The sequence below is a fragment of the uncultured Roseibium sp. genome, assembly GCF_947494555.1.
In the GTDB taxonomy this organism is placed as follows: Bacteria; Pseudomonadota; Alphaproteobacteria; order Rhizobiales; family Stappiaceae; genus Roseibium.
Genome location: NZ_CANLVF010000007.1, coordinates 35,111 through 58,263 on the forward strand (window position 1 = coordinate 35,111; position 23,153 = coordinate 58,263).

Annotated in this window: 21 protein-coding genes; 8 read left to right on the top strand and 13 right to left on the bottom strand. The window is 56.8% G+C overall.

Annotated features, from left to right (window positions below; genetic code table 11):
* Positions 1-32: 32 nt before the first annotated feature.
* Together Q0915_RS27465 and Q0915_RS27470 are read left to right on the top strand one after the other, a co-directional pair.
* Entirely contained in the window at positions 33-2,468 is a 2,436-nt protein-coding gene (locus tag Q0915_RS27465; RefSeq protein WP_299483352.1) for an FAD-dependent oxidoreductase, read from the top strand.
* A 46-nt stretch (positions 2,469-2,514) separates the two neighbouring features.
* A complete protein-coding gene (locus Q0915_RS27470; RefSeq protein WP_299483349.1) occupies positions 2,515-3,891 on the top strand; it encodes a Xaa-Pro peptidase family protein in 1,377 nt (458 codons plus the stop codon).
* 19 nt (positions 3,892-3,910) lie between these two features.
* Here the strand turns inward: Q0915_RS27470 and Q0915_RS27475 are convergent, their stop codons facing one another.
* From Q0915_RS27475 to Q0915_RS27485, 3 genes are all read right to left on the bottom strand, one after another.
* A complete protein-coding gene (locus Q0915_RS27475) occupies positions 3,911-4,216 on the bottom strand; it encodes a hypothetical protein (protein WP_299483346.1) in 306 nt (101 codons plus the stop codon).
* 147 nt (positions 4,217-4,363) lie between these two features.
* Positions 4,364-4,840, bottom strand: a complete 477-nt coding sequence (locus Q0915_RS27480) for an SRPBCC family protein (protein ID WP_299483343.1) — start codon at positions 4,838-4,840, stop codon at positions 4,364-4,366.
* A gap of 25 nt (positions 4,841-4,865) precedes the next feature.
* Positions 4,866-5,903 (bottom strand): haloalkane dehalogenase, encoded by a 1,038-nt coding sequence (locus tag Q0915_RS27485; RefSeq protein ID WP_299483341.1) that lies wholly within the window; start codon positions 5,901-5,903, stop codon positions 4,866-4,868.
* 150 nt (positions 5,904-6,053) lie between these two features.
* Between Q0915_RS27485 and Q0915_RS27490 the strand changes: the two genes are divergently transcribed.
* Positions 6,054-6,935 (top strand): LysR family transcriptional regulator, encoded by an 882-nt coding sequence (locus Q0915_RS27490; protein ID WP_299483338.1) that lies wholly within the window; start codon positions 6,054-6,056, stop codon positions 6,933-6,935.
* A 14-nt stretch (positions 6,936-6,949) separates the two neighbouring features.
* On the opposite strand, the gene Q0915_RS27495 is transcribed toward Q0915_RS27490, so the two are convergent.
* Together Q0915_RS27495 and Q0915_RS27500 are read right to left on the bottom strand one after the other, a co-directional pair.
* Complete coding sequence (locus Q0915_RS27495) at positions 6,950-7,777, bottom strand: PhnD/SsuA/transferrin family substrate-binding protein (RefSeq protein ID WP_299483335.1); 828 nt, start codon at positions 7,775-7,777, stop codon at positions 6,950-6,952.
* Positions 7,774-8,691, bottom strand: a complete 918-nt coding sequence (locus Q0915_RS27500; protein WP_299483333.1) for a fatty acid desaturase — start codon at positions 8,689-8,691, stop codon at positions 7,774-7,776. The genes Q0915_RS27495 and Q0915_RS27500 overlap by 4 nt, the downstream gene beginning before the upstream one ends.
* Before the next feature lie 379 nt (positions 8,692-9,070).
* Here Q0915_RS27500 and Q0915_RS27505 point away from each other — a divergent pair, with 379 nt between their 5' ends.
* Both Q0915_RS27505 and Q0915_RS27510 read left to right on the top strand, forming a co-directional pair.
* Positions 9,071-10,402, top strand: a complete 1,332-nt coding sequence (locus tag Q0915_RS27505; RefSeq protein ID WP_299483330.1) for an FAD-dependent oxidoreductase — start codon at positions 9,071-9,073, stop codon at positions 10,400-10,402.
* Positions 10,403-10,763: 361 nt separating this feature from the next.
* Positions 10,764-11,885: an ATP-dependent RecD-like DNA helicase gene (locus tag Q0915_RS27510; RefSeq protein WP_299483327.1), complete on the top strand. Its 1,122-nt coding sequence runs from the start codon at positions 10,764-10,766 to the stop codon at positions 11,883-11,885.
* Here the strand turns inward: Q0915_RS27510 and Q0915_RS27515 are convergent.
* On the bottom strand, positions 11,869-12,519 hold the full coding sequence (locus Q0915_RS27515) for a TetR/AcrR family transcriptional regulator (RefSeq protein WP_299483325.1): 651 nt from the start codon (positions 12,517-12,519) through the stop codon (positions 11,869-11,871). The genes Q0915_RS27510 and Q0915_RS27515 overlap by 17 nt on opposite strands.
* Before the next feature lie 567 nt (positions 12,520-13,086).
* On the opposite strand from Q0915_RS27515, the gene Q0915_RS27520 reads away from it, so the two are divergent.
* Positions 13,087-15,546 (top strand): Tex family protein, encoded by a 2,460-nt coding sequence (locus Q0915_RS27520; RefSeq protein ID WP_299483322.1) that lies wholly within the window; start codon positions 13,087-13,089, stop codon positions 15,544-15,546.
* A 4-nt stretch (positions 15,547-15,550) separates the two neighbouring features.
* On the opposite strand, the gene Q0915_RS27525 is transcribed toward Q0915_RS27520, so the two are convergent.
* The 3 genes from Q0915_RS27525 to Q0915_RS27535 form a co-directional block, all read right to left on the bottom strand.
* Positions 15,551-16,312: a hypothetical protein gene (locus Q0915_RS27525; protein ID WP_299483319.1), complete on the bottom strand. Its 762-nt coding sequence runs from the start codon at positions 16,310-16,312 to the stop codon at positions 15,551-15,553.
* Between the two features lie 165 nt (positions 16,313-16,477).
* Positions 16,478-17,245: a hypothetical protein gene (locus tag Q0915_RS27530; RefSeq protein ID WP_299483316.1), complete on the bottom strand. Its 768-nt coding sequence runs from the start codon at positions 17,243-17,245 to the stop codon at positions 16,478-16,480.
* A 99-nt stretch (positions 17,246-17,344) separates the two neighbouring features.
* Positions 17,345-18,007 carry a hypothetical protein gene (locus Q0915_RS27535; protein WP_299483313.1) on the bottom strand — a complete coding sequence of 221 codons (663 nt, stop codon included), beginning with the start codon at positions 18,005-18,007 and terminating at the stop codon, positions 17,345-17,347.
* Between the two features lie 259 nt (positions 18,008-18,266).
* Between Q0915_RS27535 and Q0915_RS27540 the strand changes: the two genes are divergently transcribed.
* A complete protein-coding gene (locus Q0915_RS27540; RefSeq protein ID WP_299483310.1) occupies positions 18,267-18,953 on the top strand; it encodes a DUF2270 domain-containing protein in 687 nt (228 codons plus the stop codon).
* A gap of 761 nt (positions 18,954-19,714) precedes the next feature.
* Positions 19,715-20,152 (top strand): GNAT family N-acetyltransferase, encoded by a 438-nt coding sequence (locus Q0915_RS27545; RefSeq protein ID WP_299483307.1) that lies wholly within the window; start codon positions 19,715-19,717, stop codon positions 20,150-20,152.
* 18 nt (positions 20,153-20,170) lie between these two features.
* Here Q0915_RS27545 and Q0915_RS27550 read toward each other — a convergent pair whose 3' ends face one another.
* The 4 genes from Q0915_RS27550 to Q0915_RS27565 are packed head-to-tail and all read right to left on the bottom strand — an operon-like array spanning position 20,171 to position 23,121.
* On the bottom strand, positions 20,171-20,845 hold the full coding sequence (locus Q0915_RS27550) for an MIP/aquaporin family protein (RefSeq protein ID WP_299483304.1): 675 nt from the start codon (positions 20,843-20,845) through the stop codon (positions 20,171-20,173).
* A 14-nt stretch (positions 20,846-20,859) separates the two neighbouring features.
* Positions 20,860-21,348 carry an arsenate reductase ArsC gene (locus tag Q0915_RS27555; RefSeq protein ID WP_299483302.1) on the bottom strand — a complete coding sequence of 163 codons (489 nt, stop codon included), beginning with the start codon at positions 21,346-21,348 and terminating at the stop codon, positions 20,860-20,862.
* A 29-nt stretch (positions 21,349-21,377) separates the two neighbouring features.
* Positions 21,378-21,731, bottom strand: a complete 354-nt coding sequence (locus Q0915_RS27560) for a metalloregulator ArsR/SmtB family transcription factor (protein WP_299483299.1) — start codon at positions 21,729-21,731, stop codon at positions 21,378-21,380.
* Between the two features lie 49 nt (positions 21,732-21,780).
* On the bottom strand, positions 21,781-23,121 hold the full coding sequence (locus Q0915_RS27565; RefSeq protein WP_299483296.1) for an MFS transporter: 1,341 nt from the start codon (positions 23,119-23,121) through the stop codon (positions 21,781-21,783).
* Positions 23,122-23,153 lie beyond the last annotated feature (32 nt).

Sequence of the window (23,153 nt, forward strand, 5' to 3'; positions counted from 1 at the left end):
CCAAAACCAAGCTGGCATTCCGGAGCATACGCATGAAAACTCACACTCAGGTCGTAGTCATTGGTGGTGGCGTCGTCGGCTGCAGTGTTCTTTATCACCTGACCAAACTCGGCTGGAAGGATGTCGTTCTCGTTGAGCGGGACGAGTTGACTTCCGGCTCTTCATGGCACGCTGCCGGCGGCTTTCACACTTTGAACGGCGACCCGAACGTTGCCCAGCTGCAGAGTTACACCGTCGACCTCTACAAAGAGCTTGAGGAAATATCCGGTCAATCCTGCAGCCTTCACCTGACGGGTGGTGTCATGCTCGCAGACACACCTGAACGCATGGACTTTCTGCGCCTTGCACAGGCAAAAGGCCGTTATCTCGGCATGGAACTGGAACTGATCTCCGTCGCCGAAGCCAAGACCATGTTCCCGATGCTCGACGAAAAGCACTTCATCGGCGCGCTCTGGGATCCGATCGAAGGGCACCTGGATCCTTCCGGCACCACACATGCCTATGCAAAGGCAGCGCGTTTGAACGGTGCCACGGTCTATCGTCACACCAAGGTTGAGGAGCTGGTTCAAACGCCTGACGGGACCTGGGATGTGATCACCAACGAGGGCACGATCCGGGCAGAGCATGTCGTCAATGCAGGTGGGCTCTGGGCCAGGGAATGCGGCCGCATGGTCGGCCTCGAACTTCCCATACTTGCCATGGAGCACATGTATCTGCTCACGGACGAAATGCCGGAGGTGGTTGCCCACAACGAGGCAACGGGCAAGGAACTGATCGGCATTCTCGACTTCGGCGGCGAGATCTATACGCGGCAGGAAGGCAAGGGCATGCTGCTCGGGACCTACGAGCAGAATTGCCGCCCGTGGAGCCCGCGCGAGACCCCATGGGATTTCGGCCATGAGCTTCTGGCGCCCGATCTCGACCGGATTGCACCGGAACTGGAGGTTGGTTTCGAGCACTTCCCGGCGCTTCAGACGGCAGGCATCAAGCAGATCATCAACGGACCCTTCACGTTTGCACCGGACGGCAATCCGCTGGTCGGTCCGGTCAGAGGCCTTCAGAACTACTGGGTCGCCTGCGGCGTCATGGCCGGGTTCAGCCAGGGTGGCGGCGTCGGCCTGACGCTTGCCAACTGGATGATCAACGGGGATCCTGGCTATGACATCTGGGGGATGGATGTTGCCCGATACGGTGACTGGGCTACGCTCTCCTACACCAATGCAAAGGTGCAGGAAAACTATCGCCGCAGGTTCCGGATACGGTTCCCGAACGAGGAACTTCCGGCCGGCCGGCCGCATCAGACCACGCCGTTATACGACCGGATGCTCGCCAAGGGTGCTGTGATGGGCGACAGCTGGGGCCTGGAAACACCGCTCTGGTTTGCGCACGAAGGTGTTGAGGCGAAGGACATAGTCTCGTTCCGCCGGTCCAACGATTTCGATCACATCGGCGCTGAATGCCGGGCTGTGCGCGAGAGCGTCGGCGTCACGGAAATCGCGAACTTTGCGAAATACGAGATCAGCGGACCCGGTGCGGAAGACTATCTGTCCTTGCTGATGACGAACACGATGCCGAGGACAGGCCGCATCGTCCTGACCCCGATGCTGAATGAAAACGGCAAACTGATCGGCGACTTCACGATCGCGCGCGTATATGACGAAAAATTCTACATGTTCGGTTCGTCGCAGGCCGAAATCTATCACATGCGCTGGTTCGAAAAGCACCTGCCGGAAGATGGCTCCGTGAGCTTGAAGGCGATCAACCTCGGCTGGGTCGGGCTTTCGATTGCCGGGCCGAATTCGCGCAAGGTATTGCAGAAAATCACGGGCGATGACGTCTCGAACGAAGCTTTCCGCTTCATGGATTTCCGCGAGATGGACGTTGCCAATGCTCCGTGCAAGGTCAATCGCATCACCTATTCCGGCGACCTTGGCTACGAGATCTGGATGACGCCGGAATACGAGCGCCAGGTTTATGACGCCATCCTGGAGGCCGGCGCTGAGTTCGGCATCCGCGACTTCGGCATGCGCGCCCTCTTGTCCCTGCGCCTTGAGAAAAACTTCGGCACCTGGTTTCGGGAGTTCCGGCCGATCTATGGGCCCTACGAGGCCGATCTCGGGCGTTTCGTGAAATTGTCGAAAAACCGCTTCATCGGCCAAGACGCGGCCCGGAAAGAATTCGAGGACGGGCCGAAGCGCCTGCGCGTCAGTTTCGAGGTCGAAGCGTCCGACGCCGACGTCATGGGCGATGAACCGGTCTGGCATGACGGCAAGGTCATCGGCTGGATCACGTCGGGTGGCTATGCCCATTGGGTGCAAAAGTCGCTAGCTCAGGGATACATCCCCGCCGACCTCGCCAGCGCCACCGACAAGGGCGCGTTTGAAGTCGAAATTCTGGGTGAAATGTGCAAGGCGACCATCCTGCCCGATCCACCCTTCGACCCAAAAGCAGAGCGCATGCGCATGTAACGCTGCAGAATAGATCAGGCCAACGCGGGAGGAGGCGTAGCCATATATGAATACGGAACATTTTGGCCGTCACCGGCGGAAAATACTGCCGGAAAGCCCGCTGATGCATCCGGGAGATCAGGCAGGTTATGAAGCGCTTTCGGCCTATGCCTTCGAAAAGGCGACGCTCCTGAACCGTCACATGCTCGGTTACGGCGCTTTCGTGGAAAACGAGTGGGCGGTGCTCGGACTGGACGCCCCCGATCTTGAAGTTGTTCGCAAATACCGGCTTGACCGCATTCGCCAGCAGCTCGAAAGATTCGACTTGAGCGCCGCGATCCTGTGCGATCCGCTGAACGTTCGCTATGCGACCGACGCAACCAACATGCAAATCTGGTCGGCTCACAACGCTGTCCGCTATACCTTTGTCGCCCTGGAAGGCCCAGTCGTCGCTTTCGACTTCCACAATTGCGAACACTTGTCTGCGCATAACTCCCAGGTCGATGAAATGCGGCATGGAATCCCCTGGTTCTATTTTGAAGCCGGCCCCCGCTCGCAGGAGCTCGCGCTGAAATGGGCTGACGAACTGGCGGACCTAGTCAAGACGTATGGCGGCGGCAACCACCGCATTGCCCTGGACAAGGCACGCCGCGAAGGCGTTGCTGTGCTGGAAGCGCACGGCTTGTCATTTCATGATGGTGAGGAAGTCATGGAACTTGCACGAGCCATCAAGTGCCCCGACGAAATCAGGGCGATGCGCAGATCGATTGCCTCGTGCGAAGCTGCCATGCAGGAAATGGAAACCGCACTCGTACCGGGCATGACGGAGTGGGAGCTATGGTCCCTCCTGCACGCAGGCAACATCAGACGGGGTGGCGAATGGGTCGAAACCCAGTTGCTCGCCTCCGGCCCGCGCACAAACCCCTGGTTCCAGGAGGCATCGGCCCGTGTGATCGAAGCCGGTGATCTTGTCGCATTCGATACTGATCTGGTCGGCCCCTACGGCATGTGCTGTGACATCTCGCGGACCTGGCTCTGCGGGAACGATGCACCGACGCGAGAACAGCAGTCACTTTACCGGATGGCGTTCGATCAGATCGAAGCGAACATCGAAATGCTCGCACCCGGACGAACTTTCCGCGAACTCTCTCATGATGCAAGCAGCCTGCCGGAGGAATATCTCGCAAACCGCTACTCCGTACTCTTTCACGGCGTGGGCCTGTGCGACGAATACCCGGCCGTTCCCTATCCGTCAGATTGGGAAAGCGGTGGCTACGATGGTGTCCTGGAGCCAGGAATGGTGGTTTGCGTGGAAAGCTACGTTGGCCGGCATGGCGGCCATGAAGGAGTAAAACTGGAAGAACAGCTGCTGATCACCGGGCAAGGGTATGAGCGTCTCAGCACATACCCCTACGACGAACGCTTGCTGGGCCGTCAGATGTGACGGCCCGATATCAAGCGGCTTATCTTACGCGCAGGATCTTGGATCCGAGACCACGAATGTAGTCGTCTTGCGTGAAGACAACGACATTGGTCTCGCGAACCTCGGTCATCTTCAGGTCAAGCGGTGTTTTTCCTTCCGGGTTGACAATGACCCTGCGTGTCGGCGGAAGCCCGCGGAACACCAGGACACCGGCTTCCTTGGTCACGATCGCACCATAGGGCTCATCATGAACGATGCGGGTCGTTCCGCTTTCAGCGTTTGCGGCGGTGGCGATAACCGCAAGCAATCCTGCGGTGGCGAGGGCTGATTTTAGTATCGTTTTCATAACGCGCTCACTGTTAACGAATGATTTACCGAGAATCGTAACCCTTCGTTAACATTTGCGCCAGCATTTCCGCCGAATTCACCAGGAATGTGCGTCACCAAGCAAGAACATCGTTAACGAATGTCTTAAAATGACACACATCAATTCTTACGCAGCCACCTTGGGGTGCGTCTCAACTCCCTTTTCCACGAAGTTGGCATTTGCGATCAGCAGATCCGACAGGCCTTTGCGGAATTGCGTTTTCATGATCGGCGTCATCAACCACCCAAGCGGGCCGAACTTCGGCGTGAAACTTATCCGCATTGTTACGCGGCTCTGCGTTTGCGCAAGGGACACAAAATCAAGTGTCACAATTGCCTTCTTGAGCGGCAGATTGGCATCGAAAATATCGACGACAATATGCTCCTGCGGCTGATAGCCGATGATGCGTTCCTTAAGATAGGTCTTGCCATCGACATGTCTGCAGATCCGCTCCGCGCCCAATCCTGTCGGCGCACTTTCGGGCAGGAGCGGCGACTGGTTTATCACCGGATTGAACCTGTAGATTTCGTCATAGCTGTCCCAGCTGTGCCACAGGTCGGCCAACGGGGCATTTACAAGCTGCGTAACAACAACTTCCGCCATCTTGATCTCCTTCGTTACGGCTCACTCAGATACGGCGCAGCCAGTCGGCAACGCCCTGGCCGATGACGTGTGGATGATCCTCCTGGAGAAAATGCGATCCGGCCCCGACGAAACGCGCTTCGATGTTGGGCACGTTCGCGGTCAGGTAGTCCGCAACTGGCTTGGGCATCAGCGCGCCCGGCTCCGCATAGAACATCAGCTTGGGAATCTGGCTCGACAGCAGCCATTCGCCGTTCAGCCGGACCTCTTCGACAACGTCGGCAGGCTTGCCCTCGATAGGCACTTCGCGCGGCCATGCCAGCACCGGTTTGCGGCTGTCAGGCGTCGGAAAGGGTCTGCGATAGTGATCCATTTCCGCTTCGGACATGGCGCGCACGACACCCATTTGCGGCAGCACGAATTCCACGAAGAAGTTCTGGTTGAGCACCATGTCGGCGCCCTTTTCGCTGTGCATCAGACGGAAGAAATCGGCAAGCGGCCCGGGCATGTCGTCAAATGACGCGACCGGGAGCACAGGCGGCACGATGGCTTCCAGGAAGACCAGCCCGGACACGCGGTCCGGGTTCAAGCGCGCATAGCGCATGCCGAGCGCAGAACCCCAGTCGTGGACCACCAGGATCGCGTTGTTCAGGTCCAGTTGATCGAGAAAAGTGTCCAGATATCGCGCATGATCGGCAAAGCGGTAGTCACCGTCAGGTTTGCCGCTATCGCCCATGCCGATCAGGTCGGGCGCAATGGCACGGTGGCTCTCCGATACATGCGGTATGATATTGCGCCACAGATAGGACGAAGTCGGGTTGCCATGCAAAAACACAACGGGCTGCCCTTCTCCCTCATCAACATAGGCAAGGGAGGAATCCAGCACGGACATTTCCTTCTTTTTGAATGGAAACTCCGCGCTGATCGGGATCCCATAAGGAGCGGCCGGATCCGAACCAAGCGTTTTGCTCCCTTCCTGCGCTATTGCATTGCCGGCTACTGGCAGAGCAAGCGCTGCACCTCCCGCGGCCGCCCCGGCCAACAACCTTCGCCGGGTTGTCTCAAATCTCAACTTGCCACTCATAAAGTCCTCCACGTTCTTTCAAGGCCGAACTCGCGTTGAACGCGAGATGAGCTGAAATCTGGTGGATTGATTTTTGAAATGAATATGCCCAAATTGACCAATGTGGATAAAAAACGATCCACAAGCGAGAAACGAACGTGTAGGAATCAAGTGAAGCGGGAGCTGGACTGGGATCATCTGCGCACCTTTTTGGTGGCGGTACGCACGGGCAGCTTCCGCCAGGCGGCGGAAAAGCTGGGCGTGAACCACGGCACGGTGCACCGGGCGATTTCAGCCCTTGAAAGAGACCTTGGCACGCGTGTCTTCGACCGCACGACCAGCGGGCTGCAACTGACCCAGTCGGGCGAAGCACTGGTTGAGCCGGCAGAGGAAATGGAGTCCCAGGCAAGCGCGATTACCCGCAGGATTTCCGGACTGGATCTCGCACCGTCGGGCTCGATTCGCCTCAGTCTGCCGCCGGCCTTGTCCCACGGGCTTTTAGCGGACATGCTCTTTGAGTTTACGGAGCTTTACCCGGATATTTCGGTGCACACGATATCGACCAACCGTGTGTCGGACTTGCAGAAGCTCGAAACGGATATTTCGCTGCGCGTCGCGCGCAACGTCGACGAGGACGTGCTTGGGCGCAAACTGGTTACCTTCGTTCAGGCCGTTTATGCCTCTCCCGACTATCTGAAGATGTACCCTCAACTGCTTGAGAATGAGGGTGAAGGAGCAAACTGGATCGCTTGGAGCAGTCTCCAGGATTGGGTCGCAGGCAGTCCGTTCCCCAAGGCTCAGGTCCGCCATGTTCTGCCGGAAGTCTCCATGCAGATCGAGGCGGCCGCGAAACATCTCGGCCTCATCAAGATCCCGGCCTTTATCGGCGATGTGGATCCGCGTATTGTTCGCGTGCCCGCTGTCCCGATCCAATCCGGCTATCCGGTCTGGCTGCTCTACCACCGCGATTTGCGGCGCGTAGCAAGGGTCCGGGCTTTCGTTGATTTTACAACAAGCTTCTTTGCCCGCAACGAGCGGCGGTTCACGCACTAAGGCAGCGACGAAGTCTATAAAAGTTCCGGGTAGCCTTTTTCAGCGGCGCTCCGTTCCATCTTCAGGAGCGGCTCATAGTCACTCTCCGAAAGTACGGAAAAGCCGTCGATCAGAAGGCGCTCGCGGGAAACCGATATTGCTGCGTCTGACAGAACCGATTGGACAGTCCGGCAAATGATATCAGTGTCCGTGGGCGACCACGCGGCACTTGTGATGTAAGGCAGCCCCGGCGCTTTGATCGTGTGTCCGATGGATCGCAGCTTTCCGGTCAGGTCAGGCAACTCCCTGAGCGCGAGTGACCAGCACACGGCATCGATGCTTGCAATATCGGCTTGACCGTCCGCCACCGACACCATCGACTGCAAGTGGCTCCCGCTTTGTGCCACGCCTGAAAAAAACGGGGCGCCATCGGCGAGTTGTGCGACTTCGTGGCGGAAGGCGTTCATGCCTGACTGGCTGTCGCTCGCGTTGAAAACGGCGCGTAGCCCGCGCAGATCCGAAAGCGTTTCGTGTGCACTCTCCTTTGAAACGATCAGATGCGAACAGTAGTGTGGCCCGCTACAGCCGTCTGCCCTGTAATGCGGAGCCCCCACCACATGGACCTTGCCGCTGAGCGCATGCGTCAAAGGATAGCCGCAGGTTTGACCAAGCAGCAGACCCGGATGTTCCCAGCGATGGTGCAGGCCCATATCGGCCGGCCATTCGGCAGAATTGGTTGGATCAAGACCCAGCGCTTCAAGAAGGGCCGATTGCAGCGCGGTTTCAAGTTCCCTTGTTGCCGATCGGAATTCGGGCCAGTCGTACATCGGCAGGTTCACAGGATGACAGAGACGACCGATCAAGAGGCGCGTCCATCGTGCGAACGGCGCCTGATCGGATGCGCAACCGGCTCTTTCACCCTGAAGAGATAGCTTCTGGCAAGGTGCACATAGCTTTTGAAAACGTAACCGGCGTTCCTGCGCTGCCAGTCGCTTTTTGCGGCTTGGTACATTGCCGGCAGCTCGTACCATGCTGCCCTCGGATGAGCGTGGTGCACGACATGAAGGTTGTTGTTCAGGAAAAGCAGCGAGAAAATCGGACAGAACTCGACGATGATCGACCGGGCTTCAGCGCTTTCATGTGCGCGGTGTTCGGCATAAGTGCGCAACATCAGCAAGCTCATGGCAGGATAAGAAACACACAGTGCATATAGCCACAAGGGCATGCCGCCTACGAGAGTTATGAAAAGGACGACGGGAGCGGCACCGGCAAAATGATGCATCCATGCGCGCAGGACAGCCATGTCCCCGGCCAGGACCATTCTGATTTCAGAACCGAGAAAGCCGATCATCGAAACGAGCGGGCCAATCAGCAATCTGCCGAAGAGCGTGTTGTTGATCGTCAGAACAAACTGCAGGAATTTGGGCAGCTTCTGCCAGTCCGCCCAAGCAAGATAGAATGTTTCCGGATCGTCATAGGGATCCGTCAGACGGTCGTTGTTATGGTGGCGCAGGTGGAGGGACTTGAACCGCCGATACGGAACGAACAGACCAAGCGAGCAATAGACCAGTGCCTCGTTGACGCCGGGATGCCGGGTCGGGTGTCCGTGCAGGACTTCATGTTGAAGGGAGGATTGCAAAGTGACGACAACAACAGCAAGCGGGCAGACCAGCCATCCTCCAAGCGAGGCATAATTTCCGACCAAAAGCATCCAGATTGCCGCTGCAGCCATTATCAAGGCAAGCGTCGGCCATTCGCGTAAATCAATGCGCGTCACACTTTACTCCAAATTGTTGAAAGAACCGGGAAATCCGGCAACCCCAAAATCAGGATGCATTCAGATCGCCAAGATTTCAATTTGAGAGTATAGGACAAAATCAGCAAAATTTAGCAAAATCATCATATTGTTGATTTTTAAGAACTTTGTTTCATTTTATCATAAAAAAGCTGGATTTTCTCACCACTCTTGGCCGTTTCAGGACACAGGATGGCGGATTTATTTCTGTACAATTTGAGTCCGCTCGCCTGATCTGGACAGAACACTCGCTAGGATCTGGTATCCGGACGGAAACGGCCGGCTTTTGGGAAGCTGATCATACAGACTGTGGGAAGACGCTCGCATTCCCGACCCGAAAGGCTTCAAAGGAAGAATCGACATGAACACCACGCCATCGCATCAGAAAGGCGCTCCAACCGACTACGACGTGATCATCATCGGCGCAGGCGTCATCGGCTGCGCGATTGCCTATAATCTTGCCAAAAACGGGTTGAAAACACTCAATGTCGATGCCTTGCCGGCGGCCGGGTATGGATCGACTTCCAGTTCCGCAGCTGTGATCCGAACCTATTATTCCACGCTGGACGGCACCGCCATGGCCTATGAAGGTTATCACGACTGGAAGAACTGGCCGGAAACCCTGGGCGCAGAAACGGACGACGGGCTTGCGCAATTTATCGAAACCGGCACGCTTGTGATGAAGACCGCCACCGACACACTTGAACGGGTTCAGGAACATTCCGACACGTTGGGCATTGTTTATGAACACTGGTCCGCAGAGCAAATCATGGAGCGATTGCCGGGGTACAATCTTGAATGTTTCGCCCCTGTCAAGACGATGGATGACGACGCTTTCGGTACGCCGACCGGAGGACATCTGGACGGTGGAATATATTTTCATGCGGGCGGATATGTCGACGATCCCCAGATTGCGGCGAGAAACCTGAAGGATGCAGCAAGTCGACTTGGAGCCGAATTCCGATTCAACACCAAGGTCGTATCGATACCGGTCGAGAAAAATCGGGTAACAGGCGTGACCTGCGATGACGGAAGCATCATTCAGTCGAATGTCGTTCTCAACGCTGCCGGTCCTCATTCGGGCAAGGTCAACGCTCTCCTGGAAAGGGATGCGGGCGTCCGGATCCGCCATCGTCCGCTGCGTCAGGAAGTCGTGCAGGTTAAACCACCGGAAACGCTAGGATATTCGCGCAAGGGACTGCTTGTTGCCGACAACGATGTGGGTGTCTATGTCAAGCCAGGAAGCGGTGGGCAGCTAATGATCGGCAGTCTGAACCCGGCTTGCGACAAGCATATCGAAGAAGATCCCGATACATTTCACCGCGACCTGACCGACAGGTCTCTTGCCTATGCATACCGTTATTCCCAGCGTTTGCCGGAACTGGGTGTTTCACAGCATCCCGTCGGCATCGCCGATCTTTACGATGCAACAGACGACTGGCTGCCGATCTATGATCGCAGCGATGTCGATGGTTATTATCTCGCCATCGGCACCAGCGGAAATCAGTTCAAGAATGCGCCTGTCGCAGGACGCCTGATGTGCCAGCTGATCGAATATTGCGAGAGCGGCAAGGATCATGACAACGAGCCACTGCAATTCAATCTGAACCATGTTGACCACACGCTCAATACGGCAACCTTTTCCCGAAAGCGGGATCTGACGCAGGAAAGTTCCTTCTCGGTGCTCGGCTAATACCAAGCTTAAGAAATAAGGACCCATCTGATGGCGCTGTTCGGGTTTGCCGGCAAGGCGCTTTGTGCAGGACGGCCTGGTTGGCCGTTCAAACAAGGCAACGCCGTCCGGAGAGCCGGAACAGGCCACCAAAGGCCAATTTTGAAGGCTGTTCTGCCGCGTCGCAGGTTTTGGACGATAAACCATATCGCCCTGCAACCTGCTTCTTGCCGAACAGCCTTCAAACCCGGTCAGATCGGTTCTTATTTCTTAAGCTTGGTATAAGACGTGGTCGCACCAGGGGCCTGCAGAATTCGCCCTTGGCGGAATCAGGCAAATCAGGGTAAGCAACCGGGTCCCCTCAACTCTCGGGAGCTATCCGGTGGCCTGGTCTCCACAACAAGATGACGCCTTGAAGGAGGCTGCCGCCTGGCTCAAACGCGGCGACCGGCAGGTTTTCCGTCTGTTCGGATATGCCGGCACAGGAAAGACCACGCTGGCGCGTCACCTTGCAGAAGATATCGACGGCGATGTGTGTTTTGGCGCGTTTACGGGCAAGGCCGCCCATGTGCTGCGCCAGAAAGGGTGCGAAGACGCAGGCACAATCCACTCCCTGATTTACCGGCCGCGATCGGCCAAGGAAGAAGAGGACCTTGATGACGACGAAGAGGACACGGGTCCTCAATTCGCGATCAAACGGGACAGTGCAGCTGCAACGGCAAAGCTGATCGTCATTGACGAATGCTCCATGGTGGACGAGGAGTTGGGAAAGGATCTTCTTTCTTTCGGTACGCCGGTGCTGGTCCTCGGCGACCCGGCTCAACTTCCCCCCGTCAAGGGCGGTGGTTACTTCACCGAATCCGAGCCGGATGTGATGCTGACAGAGGTGCATCGTCAGGCACAGGACAATCCGATCGTGCGCATGTCCATGACGATCCGGGACGGCGGGCAGTTGGAACACGGAATATTCGGCGAAAGCAAGGTGATCCGGCGCCGCGAAATCGACAAGGAGCAGATCCTGTCGACCGATCAGGTGCTCGTCGGCACCAACAAGACGCGGCGTCTCTACAATGGGCGCATTCGTGAACTCAAGGATTTTTCGACACCGATGCCGGCCGTCGGCGACAAGCTGGTCTGTCTGCGCAACGACAAGACCAAAGGCCTCTTGAACGGCGGTCTTTGGACCGTGAAGCGCCTTCGTCGACCACGCGGCAATACTCTCCGTTTCGATGTGGTATCGGAAGAGGACATCGCGCGAACCACGGTGAAGGTGAAGGTGTTGCCGGCGATGTTCGAGGACGGAGCGGAGAGCATCCCTTACGCAATCCGGCGCAAGGCCGATGAATTCGACTACGGTTACGCCCTGACTGTGCACAAGGCACAGGGCTCGCAATGGGATGACGTCATTCTCTTCGACGAAAGCTGGGCTTTCCGGGAGCACAAGAGCCGCTGGCTATACACCGCTGTCACACGCGCAGCGGAACGCATCACTGTCGTAAAGTAGGCGTTCTCACGACATTGCTTTCAAAGAAACTGTCGCGGTCGCTGACCGGCAGGGCCCGAAGACCGGTTTCAATAAATGTCTTCAAATCAGGTTCGCTGATACCGCTGCGGCCAAGCATGGCGATGGCGGAAAACTGGCCATCCAGGAATGTGGCCGCGCTGCCGATATCCGCGTCGTCCGGCATCTCGCCTGCAGCAGCGGCTTTGATCAGTCTTTCCTTGATCGCGGCGTACCGGGATTCGCGTAGTCCGGCCACCACTTCCTGATGACGCTCGGCGCCATAGGTACAGTCAACGATCGCATTGACGAGAAAACAACCCGACGGCGTGTTTTGGTCGAGCGTCAGGTCGGCTACGGCACCCAGGAAATCCCGGAAGTCCACTATGAAATGTTTCTGGGCTTCCTGCAGCCTGGAAAACACGGGCCCGCCATAGGTTTCGAAATAATGCAGCAAGGCCTTCTCAAATAGCGCTTCTTTGTCGCCGAACGCGGCATAGAGACCCGGCTTTGCCATGCCGGATGCCTCGGAAAGATCGTTCATCGACGTGCCGGAATATCCGTTTTGCCAAAACGCGACCATGACAGACTGCAGTGCGTCTTTAGCTTCCACTTTCCTTGGCCGTCCGCGTGCCATCGGTGCGCTCTCCCTTTAACAAGCCCGGCGCAGGCCGTCATCACAGCACTTCCATACCGCGTCCTGCATCCATTGCACGCTTATACGTCGCGTTCCACGCAACTCGATCATGACAATTTGGCAAAAGGATAGCGTCAACGATCTAATATAGAATACGTAAAACTTTGCAGTCCGTTCAAGATATGACCAAATATCAATCATGAAGTGTATAATGATTGCCGCTTTTTCTACATCATTTCGCAAACGAAACAGAATTGCCCGCATAGCTACTTGCCCATCGGTGACTTAACCCCTGCGAATGCTATCAATGGCAACCATTTAAGTCCACTCAATCAATACCGCTTTCATATCGCCACCAGGTACACTGTCAATGAGATATGAAATCGTTTCGGGATGAAACCGCTCGCGCGAATTCGTGGGATCATGCTGAGTTCAACTTGACCGGATAATCGCACCGAATTAGCAGATGAAGGTCGCACAACGGACATTCGGCAAGTGATGACTGACGCCACAACTGATAAACGTCACCGGTAGCCGGCCCTTTTAACCCCGAGAGTTCAATTTCTTATGACCAGCCCTTCCGCTCCAGACATGACGAGTTCGACGCCCAAGGCCGCCCCGTCAGGGGAAATCGCGTTACGGATTGCGAACAGGATCGCAGATGAAATCGGCTGCAAGGCAGGTCAGGTGAATGCCACCGTCCAAATGCTCGATGAAGGATCGACAGTCCCGTTTATCGCCCGCTACCGGAAGGAAGCCACCGGTGGCCTGGATGACGGCCAGCTGCGCAAGCTGGAGGAACGTCTGATCTACCTGCGCGAACTGGAAGACCGCCGCGCTACGATCACAAAGTCCATCGAGGAACAGGGCAAGCTCACCGAGCAGTTGAGCGCCGGCATACAGGCTGCCGAAACCAAATCGCAGCTGGAAGACATCTACCTTCCGTTCAAGAAAAAACGGCGGACGAAGGCACAGATTGCGCGCGAGGCGGGCCTGGAACCACTTGCAGATCTCCTTCTGAACGACCCGGCCAAGACACCGGAAACGGAGGCGGCCGCATTCGTGGACGAAGGCAAGGGCATCGCCGACACCAAGGCGGCACTTGATGGTGCACGGCAGATTCTGATGGAGCGGTTTGCTGAAAATGCCCAACTTGTCGGCCGGCTGCGGCGCCATGTCGAAGAGCGCGGCGTTGTGCAATCGAAGCTGATCGACGGCATGGCTGAGAAAGGCGCGAAGTTCGCCGACTATTTCGACTATTTTGAAAAGTGGTCCAAGATCCCGAGCCACCGCGCGCTGGCCCTTTTCCGGGGCCGGAATGAAGGTGTGCTTTCCGTCGATCTGACTGTTGACGCAGACGACGTTTCTCCCGTTTTGCCTGCAGTCAAAATGGTGGCAGATACGTATGCCATCGCCGATCAGGGCCGCCCCGCGGACAAGTGGCTGATGGATGTGGCGCGCTTTGCCTGGAAGGTGAAACTGGCGCTGCATCTGGAGCTCGACCTGATGGGGGTCTTGCGGGAAAAGGCGGAAGAAGAGGCGATCCAGGTCTTTGCGAAAAACCTGAAGGACCTGTTGCTGGCGGCTCCTGCCGGTGCGAGATCGACGCTTGGTCTTGATCCCGGCATTCGCACCGGCGTGAAGGTCGCCGTGGTCGACGATACCGGCAAACTGGTTGACACCGCGACCATCTATCCCTTTCAGCCGCGCAACGATATCTCCGGCAGCCGCGCGGCCCTTTTGGCACTGATCGCAAAACACAAGGTCGGCCTGATCGCCATCGGCAACGGCACAGCAAGCCGCGAAACGGACAAGCTGGCCGGTGACGTGCTTTCCGACATTCCCTCATCACAACGCCCGGTCAAGGTGATCGTCAACGAAGCCGGCGCTTCGGTCTACTCCGCCTCGGAGCTGGCTGCGAAGGAAATGCCGGACGTGGATGTTTCCCTGCGCGGCGCTGCTTCCATCGCGCGCCGCCTGCAGGACCCGCTGGCCGAACTCGTCAAGATCGAACCGAAATCCATCGGCGTCGGCCAGTATCAGCACGACGTCAACCAGACCCGGCTCGCGCGTGCGCTTGACGCCGTCGTGGAAGATGCCGTGAACGCCGTTGGCGTCGATCTCAACACCGCGTCCCCTGCCCTCCTTTCCAGGATCTCAGGCCTGTCCGACAGTCTGGCGAAGGCCGTTGTCGAACACCGCGATTCGATCGGCCGTTTCGAGAAACGAACCCAGTTGAAGGACGTACCAAGACTGGGGGCAAAGGCGTTCGAACTTTGTGCCGGTTTCCTGCGTATCAATGACGGCAAGGAGCCATTGGATGCCTCCTCCGTCCACCCGGAAGCTTACCCGCTTGCCAAGCGCATCGTGAAAGCCTGTGGCCGCGATGTGCGTCAGCTGATGGGCGACGGATCGGTTCTGAAGGCCCTCGACCCGGCCGAATTCACCGACGAGAAATTCGGGCTGCCGACGGTCAGGGATATCTTGTCGGAACTCGAAAAACCCGGCCGCGATCCGCGTCCGGAGTTCAAGACCGCTTCGCTTCAGGACGGTGTCGAAGAAATTTCGGACCTGAAACCCGGCATGAAGCTGGAAGGCACGGTGACCAACGTCACCAACTTTGGTGCCTTCGTCGATGTCGGTGTGCACCAGGACGGTCTCGTCCACGTCTCCCAGCTCGCTGACCGTTTCGTCGACGACCCGCACCAGGTGGTGAAAGCGGGCGACATCGTCAAAGTCACCATTCTGGACGTTGACGTGCCGCGCAAACGCATCTCCATGACCATGAAGTCCCAGGCCGACTATCAGGGTCAGCGCGAAAGGTCAGACAAAGACCGCTCTGGACCTAGTGGCAGGAACCAGGGCCAGCGTGGCCCGGGTGGTCGTGGACCCGGCGGCAATGCTCCGCGCGGAGGTGGGAAAGGCGGCGCACCGAAAGGGTCAGGTGATGGTGGCGGTGGCGGTGGCGGTGGCAACAATGCCATGGCAGCGGCCCTGGCCGCCGCCATGAACAAGAAACGCAAATAAACGCCTAGGCGAAGACGTCCGCCTCGGCGACAGGCAGTTCGCCGCGCTCTTCCAGATCTTTGAGATAAGCGCGGCAAACGACAACTGAAAACACCGCAAAGCTGTAGCCGGCCACCAGCTTGACGATCAGCAGGACAATTCCGCCGGCTATGTTGGGCGTTCCCTGAGGTGTGATCGGATCGGATCCGATACCGGTGTTTTCGAAAAGGATCAGCAGCACAAACGCCAGCGCGGCGAAGGAACCGGCGCCGAGCAGGATCCGGGGGAGTAGGTACCCTGCCTGCCGGAACGATCTGCTGACCGCTGCACCGATACCGGTGCTGACCCCGATCAGGTGTGCGGGAAAAGCGGTCCCGAACAGGAACATGGCGACAAATGCGACGACGCCACTGGAGAGCAGTGTCACGCCAAGGAATATGTCCTGACTTTGCGAACTGTTCGGGACTGCAGACATGGCTCCGAATACGACGACCATCGCGACGATAAAGACCGGCAGGTAAAGAAGCAGGATATACCGCAGCATGAAGCCGGTGTATTTCTTGCCCGTGTCTTTCGATTTAAGATCCAGGCCCAGCAAGGTCGCGCAAATGTAAAAGACGATTGCGGACTCCACAAAAGCACGTGCAACCGTCAATCCGCTTCCGAGATCGTAAACAACGCTGGCAGCTTCAAGAACGTAGATCGCAGCAATCATTCCGAAAAAATACTTCCAGCACGCAACAATTGCCGCGAAAGCTTGTGAGAAAATGTTCAGCTCAGAATTCAAGACACACCTCTAAATTGCAAGACGAAACTGTGTTAGCCACAGATCGCGCTTACTTTCAACACTGGCGCGGGATAGGCACAATTCAGCAAGCTCGAAGGTTGGTTCGGCACAACCTGTTGCAGCACAACGCTGCCCGCAGTCAGCAGACGCATTGGTCAAAGCGAGTTACGCAAATACTTCGGCATCGTGTTCTGGATGGTCTCCATATTCCTGTAGGTCCCGCAGGTAAGCGTTTTTTGAAATGACCATGAAAACCGCTTCGCCCAAAACATACAAAGCGCCGGAAGTCACCATCAGCAACATACTGAATGAGTCAGGCTCCCCGGAATAAGTGATCTGCGGGATGTAAGATCCAGATATTTGCGCGTCCGTATACAAGGAAGTGCTCAAAAACGATATGGGCAAAAAAACTCCAAAAAATCTGGGCAGCAGATATCGGGTTTGCCGAAACACTCTCTGCAATGTCCTTCGAAGACTATCGGATCTACCTAAAAGCTTTGCCGGAAACAGCGTGGCAAATAAATAATAGGGAAAATAGAATACGAACATCGCGGACATGTCGTAACCGATCCACCAATAACTTTGATCCTGCGTTTCGGAAGACGCCGTCTCAAAGAGGATCGCAACAAGCTCCGACCCGCCGACTGGGATCAGATGGATCAACAAAAATACCCAGAATGCGAACCATGCAAACTCTATTAATCCTCTATGCGGCTTATGCGCTTCCAACAGTTTGAAATAGAAAAAATACCAGAAAACCATGCCGCCGGGCGCGAACAACAACATAAAATACCAGGTGTCTTCAAACCTCATATCCAAAATCGAAAGGGCGTAATCCATCACAAGAAACGCCAGCACGAGCCAAAGCAGCGAAAACAACGTTTCGTAGGTTTCTGAGAAAAAATCTCTTTTCTGAATCTCGTCCATCGTCACGCACCGTCGTCTTTACACTTAGTTGAAAAGTTCACTGGAATTGAAATCTGAAACAAGCCAGCGACGATGCACGTTGAAACAAGGCCCGGCAGTTCAAGGTCAGTCGGTCTTTGTCACCTCAAATCCGTCCAGCAGATCCGCGACCTCGACCATGAAAGCCGAAATGTCGGACGGAAAGCGCTCCGGGATCGTGCTCACCATGTAGACGAACTCGCCGCGTTTCCATTCGCACGTGGTGTAGGTCTGGTGCTCCGTACAAATCTCTTTGGGCGCGGCACCACCCTTGCCGCTGTTGAAATCCACGGCCTTGCCAACTGTGATCAAGCGGTCTCGGGTTTTGTGCCGCGGCTCAAGACCCGGAAACGAAACGCTCACCCAGAAATACTTGCCGCCGGGCTCAGGACTGCCGCTGTAAGGTGCGTATTGCCAGGGGATTTCATGCTGCGTTTCAGCCAGCCAATAAGTCTCCCGATAATTGCCCTCAATACGCGGAAGCAACGGCAGAAGCGTTGCGAAACCGATCAGAACAAGACCAACGATATACGGCCTGTTGTTGAGCGGCCTGCGCCACAGCCAAAATAGAAACATCACCAGCGCGATCGGGATCGGCGCGAGGAGCGCGGCCTCCTTGACCAGACGCAGCGCATCGCCTTTTGCAACCATTGGGAAATAGGCGGCATTCAGGCTGTAATTGAAAAACATCCAGCCATTCCAGATGGCTGACAACAAGGCTGCTAACCAGAAGAAATTCGAAAAACGCATAATAGCATTCAAGTAGAGAGGCAGCCTTAGAAGCGCAAGCAGGGCAGTACCTGTAAAAACGCAGTTGCCTGCTGCAAAAGAGCAAGTTTGGCGAGCCGTGCGAGGCAAGACATGATCCTCGCTGCGTTTTCCGTTCCCGCTTCTTCGGAACTGGCCCGGCTCTATCTCTCTTCTGCAAGGCCGGACTGTAAGGAAACGCAAACTCGACCGCGTAACCTTTTCGCCCTAAGCTGGTCTTGAGTGACGCGAGGTCTGGTAAATGGCGGAGGAAAAGTCCGACGAGGAGTGGCCGAAGCAGGACATTGAGTCCGGCACCATTGGCGCGCTCGCTCACCTTTACCGGGCCGAAGTCTTCCGCAGCACCCATTGGCGCACCCGGCTCGACAACACGACCAACTGGGCGGTCGTGACGACGGGCATTGCTCTTTCCGCGACATTCGCCAACACGGAAGCTTCTCCCCTGCCGATGGTGCTTGTCGGCCTGCTGGTCACGGTGTTCCTGATTTTCGAGGCAAGGCGCTATCGCTACTACAACATGTTCCGGGCCCGGGCGCGGTTGATGGAGTCTGATTTCTACGCGCCGATCCTCTACGGAAAAAAGGTTCCGTGGGACGGCAGATGGGCCAAGATGCTCGCAGACGACTACGAAACGCCGCACTATCACATCAGCCTCGTCCGGGCCGCCGGGCGCAGGCTGCGCAGCAACTACTCCTGGATCCTGGCAATCCAGGCGGTTGCCTATTTCGGCAAGTTGGCCATTCACCCTGTTCCGCTCACGGAGCTCTCAGAAGCGTTCGAGCGCGCTGCCATCGGACCGGTGCCGGGGTACCTTGTATTTCTGGCCGGTGTTGTTTTTCACACCAGCTGGATTGTCTTCGCTGTCGTCACGCTGCGCCTCGACAAAAGCTACCGCAAGAAACGCAAGTCACCGATGCAGGCGATTTGAGCGTTTGATTTTTGATGGTCTCTTGTCGCGACAAAAGTACGCGAAGTCTGCTTTCAATCGCCAAACCGAAATCCAAATCAGCTGCAGCTTTGCTTTAGTTGGCTGAGCTGTCCCCGACCCTTATCAAGCACAAACGGGACATTCCCCCCCGCAAGCTTGAATGGATCACCTGCACAAGTGAACTGGACGCCGAGACTGTTCCTGTTTGCCGACTTGCAATCCCATTCACCCAGGTACCTGTTTGCAACAGGATTGTAGACGTTGGAAGCGTACTTGAAGCAAATCTCGGCTCCATCCTTTTCTGTTTTCCATCGCCCTGGAACGGACCGGGAATTTCCTGGATACCAAAGATGAGAACGGCCGCTGCGAGCGTAATACTCAACCTGGATGCCGTGGCCACCGCCAAAGTAGGCGACTGTTTGACCGGCAAAGGAAAGCGGTTCACTCGATGTTTGACAGGAACCAAGACAGATTGCGGCAAGCACACCCAAAGCGCGAGTTTTCAAGATTTTCCCCACAACACAAAATTGAATGCGACCAGCTCTAATGCAATTAGACTACACTCACAAGATGCATTCTATGGTGTACTGGAAGCTCGTCGCTCTGGTGCTTATGCAAAGAGATTGAAAAGACCGAAATCAGCGCAGACAGGCGACGGCGCTCTTGAGCGGTCCGAGGTAACAAGCGTTCCCGCAATGGTCTTGACGCGGCTTTGCCGACGGGTTGATGCTGCAGCAACCCGGTTAGCATGCGGAACAGAGATGGCTTACGTTGAAATCTCGTTTGTCGAAGAGGCGGACGCCAAGGCTGTCACCGCAACCATCGAGGACCGTCTGCTTCACGCGCTTGCGGAAGAAAACGAGCAGTCGAACAATGAAAGCTTCGTGCTGAAGGCGACTGACGAGACGGGTAAAATTCTCGGCGGGTTGAGCGCAAGCACGTCCTATGACTGGCTCTTGATCAAACTCTTGTGGGTGGACGACAAGGTACGTGGCGCGGGCCTGGGGCGCAGGCTGGTTCAACTCGCCGAGCACGAAGCACAGCGGCTCGGGTGCAACGCCGCCTGGCTGGATACCTCCAACGAAGCGGCGCACAGGTTCTATCTTGGCCTTGGCTACGAAGACTTCGGTGTTTTGGCCAACCCGCCGAACCGGCGCCTGTCTTCCCACCGGCGCTGGTTCATGAAAAAGGATCTGTGACCAGACGGCAGTACCCCCTCAATCTGTCGATTTTTCAGATGTTAGCAGCCAGGAAAAGAGGGCGAGTGCCAAGGCAGCGCCGATGAACTCGGCGAAGATAAAGCCAGGAAGATCAATCGGCCGGATGCCGGCAAACGTGTCCGTAAAGGCGCGCGAAATCGCAACCGCCGGATTAGCGAAGGATGTCGACGCGGTAAACCAGTAGGCGGCGGTGATATAGAGCCCGACCAGCCAGGGAACCGCTGCTTCGCGAAAGCGGATACCGGCCAGGATGCTTGCAAGCAGTCCGAACGTCGCAACCACTTCAGCCACCCATTGACCGCCGCCGGTGCGCACGGTTGTCGAGGCCTGCAGGATCGGCAATTCGAACATGACGTGGGCGATCAGGGAGCCGCAAATGCCTCCAAGGATCTGAGCGACGATGTAGCTGATCCCCTCGGATACGCTCAACTGCCGTTTCATCCAGAACACGAACGTCACCGCCGGATTGAAATGTGCGCCCGAGATTGGTCCAAGGATGGTGATCAGAACCACCAGGATCGCGCCGGTGGGGATCGTGTTTCCGAGCAATGAAACGGCGACATCATCCGAAAGTTTATCGGCCATGATACCGGAACCAACGACGGTTCCCACAAGCATGGCGGTTCCAAGCGCTTCGGCGGTCAAGCGCCTCGACAGGCTGAATTCTGACATGAAAATTTTCCTGATTAGTCGGCGCTAGCGCCAATGGCCGCCAGCCGTGTTCTTCCGTTTTCGGCACCGAATACATCGTCACCGAGTGCGAGCATGTCGTTGATCCGCCTCTCCAGCCGCTTGTAGGCCAGATCAAAGGCCGCACCGCGTGCCGCTTCGTCACCTTCGACGGAAGCAGGGTCCGGTATGCCCCAGTGCACGACCATCGGGTGCCCGGGCCAGACGGGGCAGGCCTCGCCGGCGGCGTTGTCGCAAACTGTGATGATGAGATCCATTTTCGGGGCGTCAGAGCCTGCAAACTCTTCCCAGCTCTTGGACCGGAAACCGTCGGACGGCAGCCCGTGGCGTTCCAGACACGTCAGCGCGTCCGGATTGACGGTTCCCCGGGGTGTCGACCCGGCGGAAAAGGTGGAGAATTTGCCCTGTCCCAGATGACGAAGCAATGCTTCACCCAGAACCGAGCGCGCGGAGTTTGCGGTGCATAAAATCAAAGCGTTACGCATTATCGGATTGCCCCACCTAGATGGTGTGATCAGAGCTTCTCGGGCTCTGAGCAGGTGTTTGAAACGGCGAGACTGGCGATCGGTGCGCAAAGCTCCGGGTTACCCCCACAACAGTCCTGCAGAAGGTAGGTGACCAGATATTGCATCGTCGTCAGATCCGCACGGTAATGAATGGAGCGCCCGTCACGTTCGGCCTGCACAAGTCCGGACCGCGACAGAGCGCCCAAGTGGGTCGACAGGGTGTTCGGGCGCACATTGAGAGCATCTGCGATGGCACCGGCACTCATACCTTCTTTTCCCGCTTTCACCAGCAAGCGAAAGACGTCGAGGCGTGTTTCCTGACCCAAGGCTGCCAAAGCGTTCAAGGCGTCTTCTTTTTCCATAATTCGAGAATACTCGAATTAACGAATAATGCAAGGCTGAGCCGACCCGCTATTTGCCGCGAAACGCGAAAAACGCGTGAACAAAAACCAGCGCGATGATCAGGGCCGTGACGCCGAATACCAGTTCATAGCCACCGACCGCAAAGGCGGCGCTGGACGCCGCCAGACCCAATGTACCCCCGATCATTTGCGACGACATGGCAATGCCGCCTCCCTGACCGTGTTTGTGCTCCGGCAGGGCTTCCGATATGGCCGCTCGTGTGGGTGTAAACAGGAATGGAAAGGACAAACCCACAAAGAGCAGCCCGGGCGCGATCCAGACGACGCTGTTCAGGGGCGCCGTCAGCACGAGCCAGACATATCCGATGAAGATGCTCGCCAGGCCGAACAGGACCATTTGCCGTTTTGGCGTCTTGTCAGCAAGGCGCCCGCACAATGCTGCCGTAGCGGGCTGCACGGCAGGTCCGATCATGACGACCAGCCCGGCCAGAAACGCGCTCAGTTTCAGGTCGGTCTGAGCGTAGAGCGCAACAAAAACGAATACCGGCATCTTTGCATATTGGGCCAGGAATATCGTCAAAGCGCTGCCGGCAAAAACCGGTTCCTTGAATAGATCGACTTCAATGAGCGGCGTCTCGACTGTTGTTTCGAACCAGCTGAACAGCGCGAGCAAGAGCAATCCGACCGCAATCAGTGCCCAGATCAACAGACTGCTCCAACCCAGACTGTCGGCTTCCATCAGCGCGAAAATCGCACTGAACATGCCGGCCGCAAGAAGCACCAGACCGAGCCAGTCGATCCTGCCGGCCGGCGGCCGTTTCACGTCGCGCCATGTCATCGTCACGATGACGCCGACGGCAAGCGCAACAAAAGGGTTGATCCAGAAAATCCAGCGCCACGAAATAAAGTCGGTGAAAAGACCTCCGACAAGTGGCCCGAGCGCCAGGAATGTCGTCCCTACAGCACCGCTGGTGGCAAGCGCGGCACCGCGCACTTCCTTCGGAAAGGTCATCGTGATCATGGCGAGAAACAGCGGAAAAATGATTGCCGCTCCGAGCCCCTGCAGCGCGCGAAACAGGATCAGGGCGCTGCCGCTCGGTGCAAAACCGCACGCAATGGAGAAAACCGTAAAGACGGTCAGACCGAGCAGGAAGACCCGCAAGGTGCCGAAGAGATCCGCCAGCTTGCCACCGACAGCGACAAAACAGGCAAACGTCACCAGATAGGCGTTCACCACCCAATGCGCGTCATTATCGTCCAGACCGAAGTCTTTCTGGATGGTCGGCAAAGCAATCCCGACAACGGTTTCATCCAGCAGAACAAGACCCAGAACGCAACTGACCGACCACAACAGCCACGTCTTTCGGTTTGATTCCGTGATGAAATGCATCGGGTTCCCCAGGTCCACCCGGGGAGCCTATC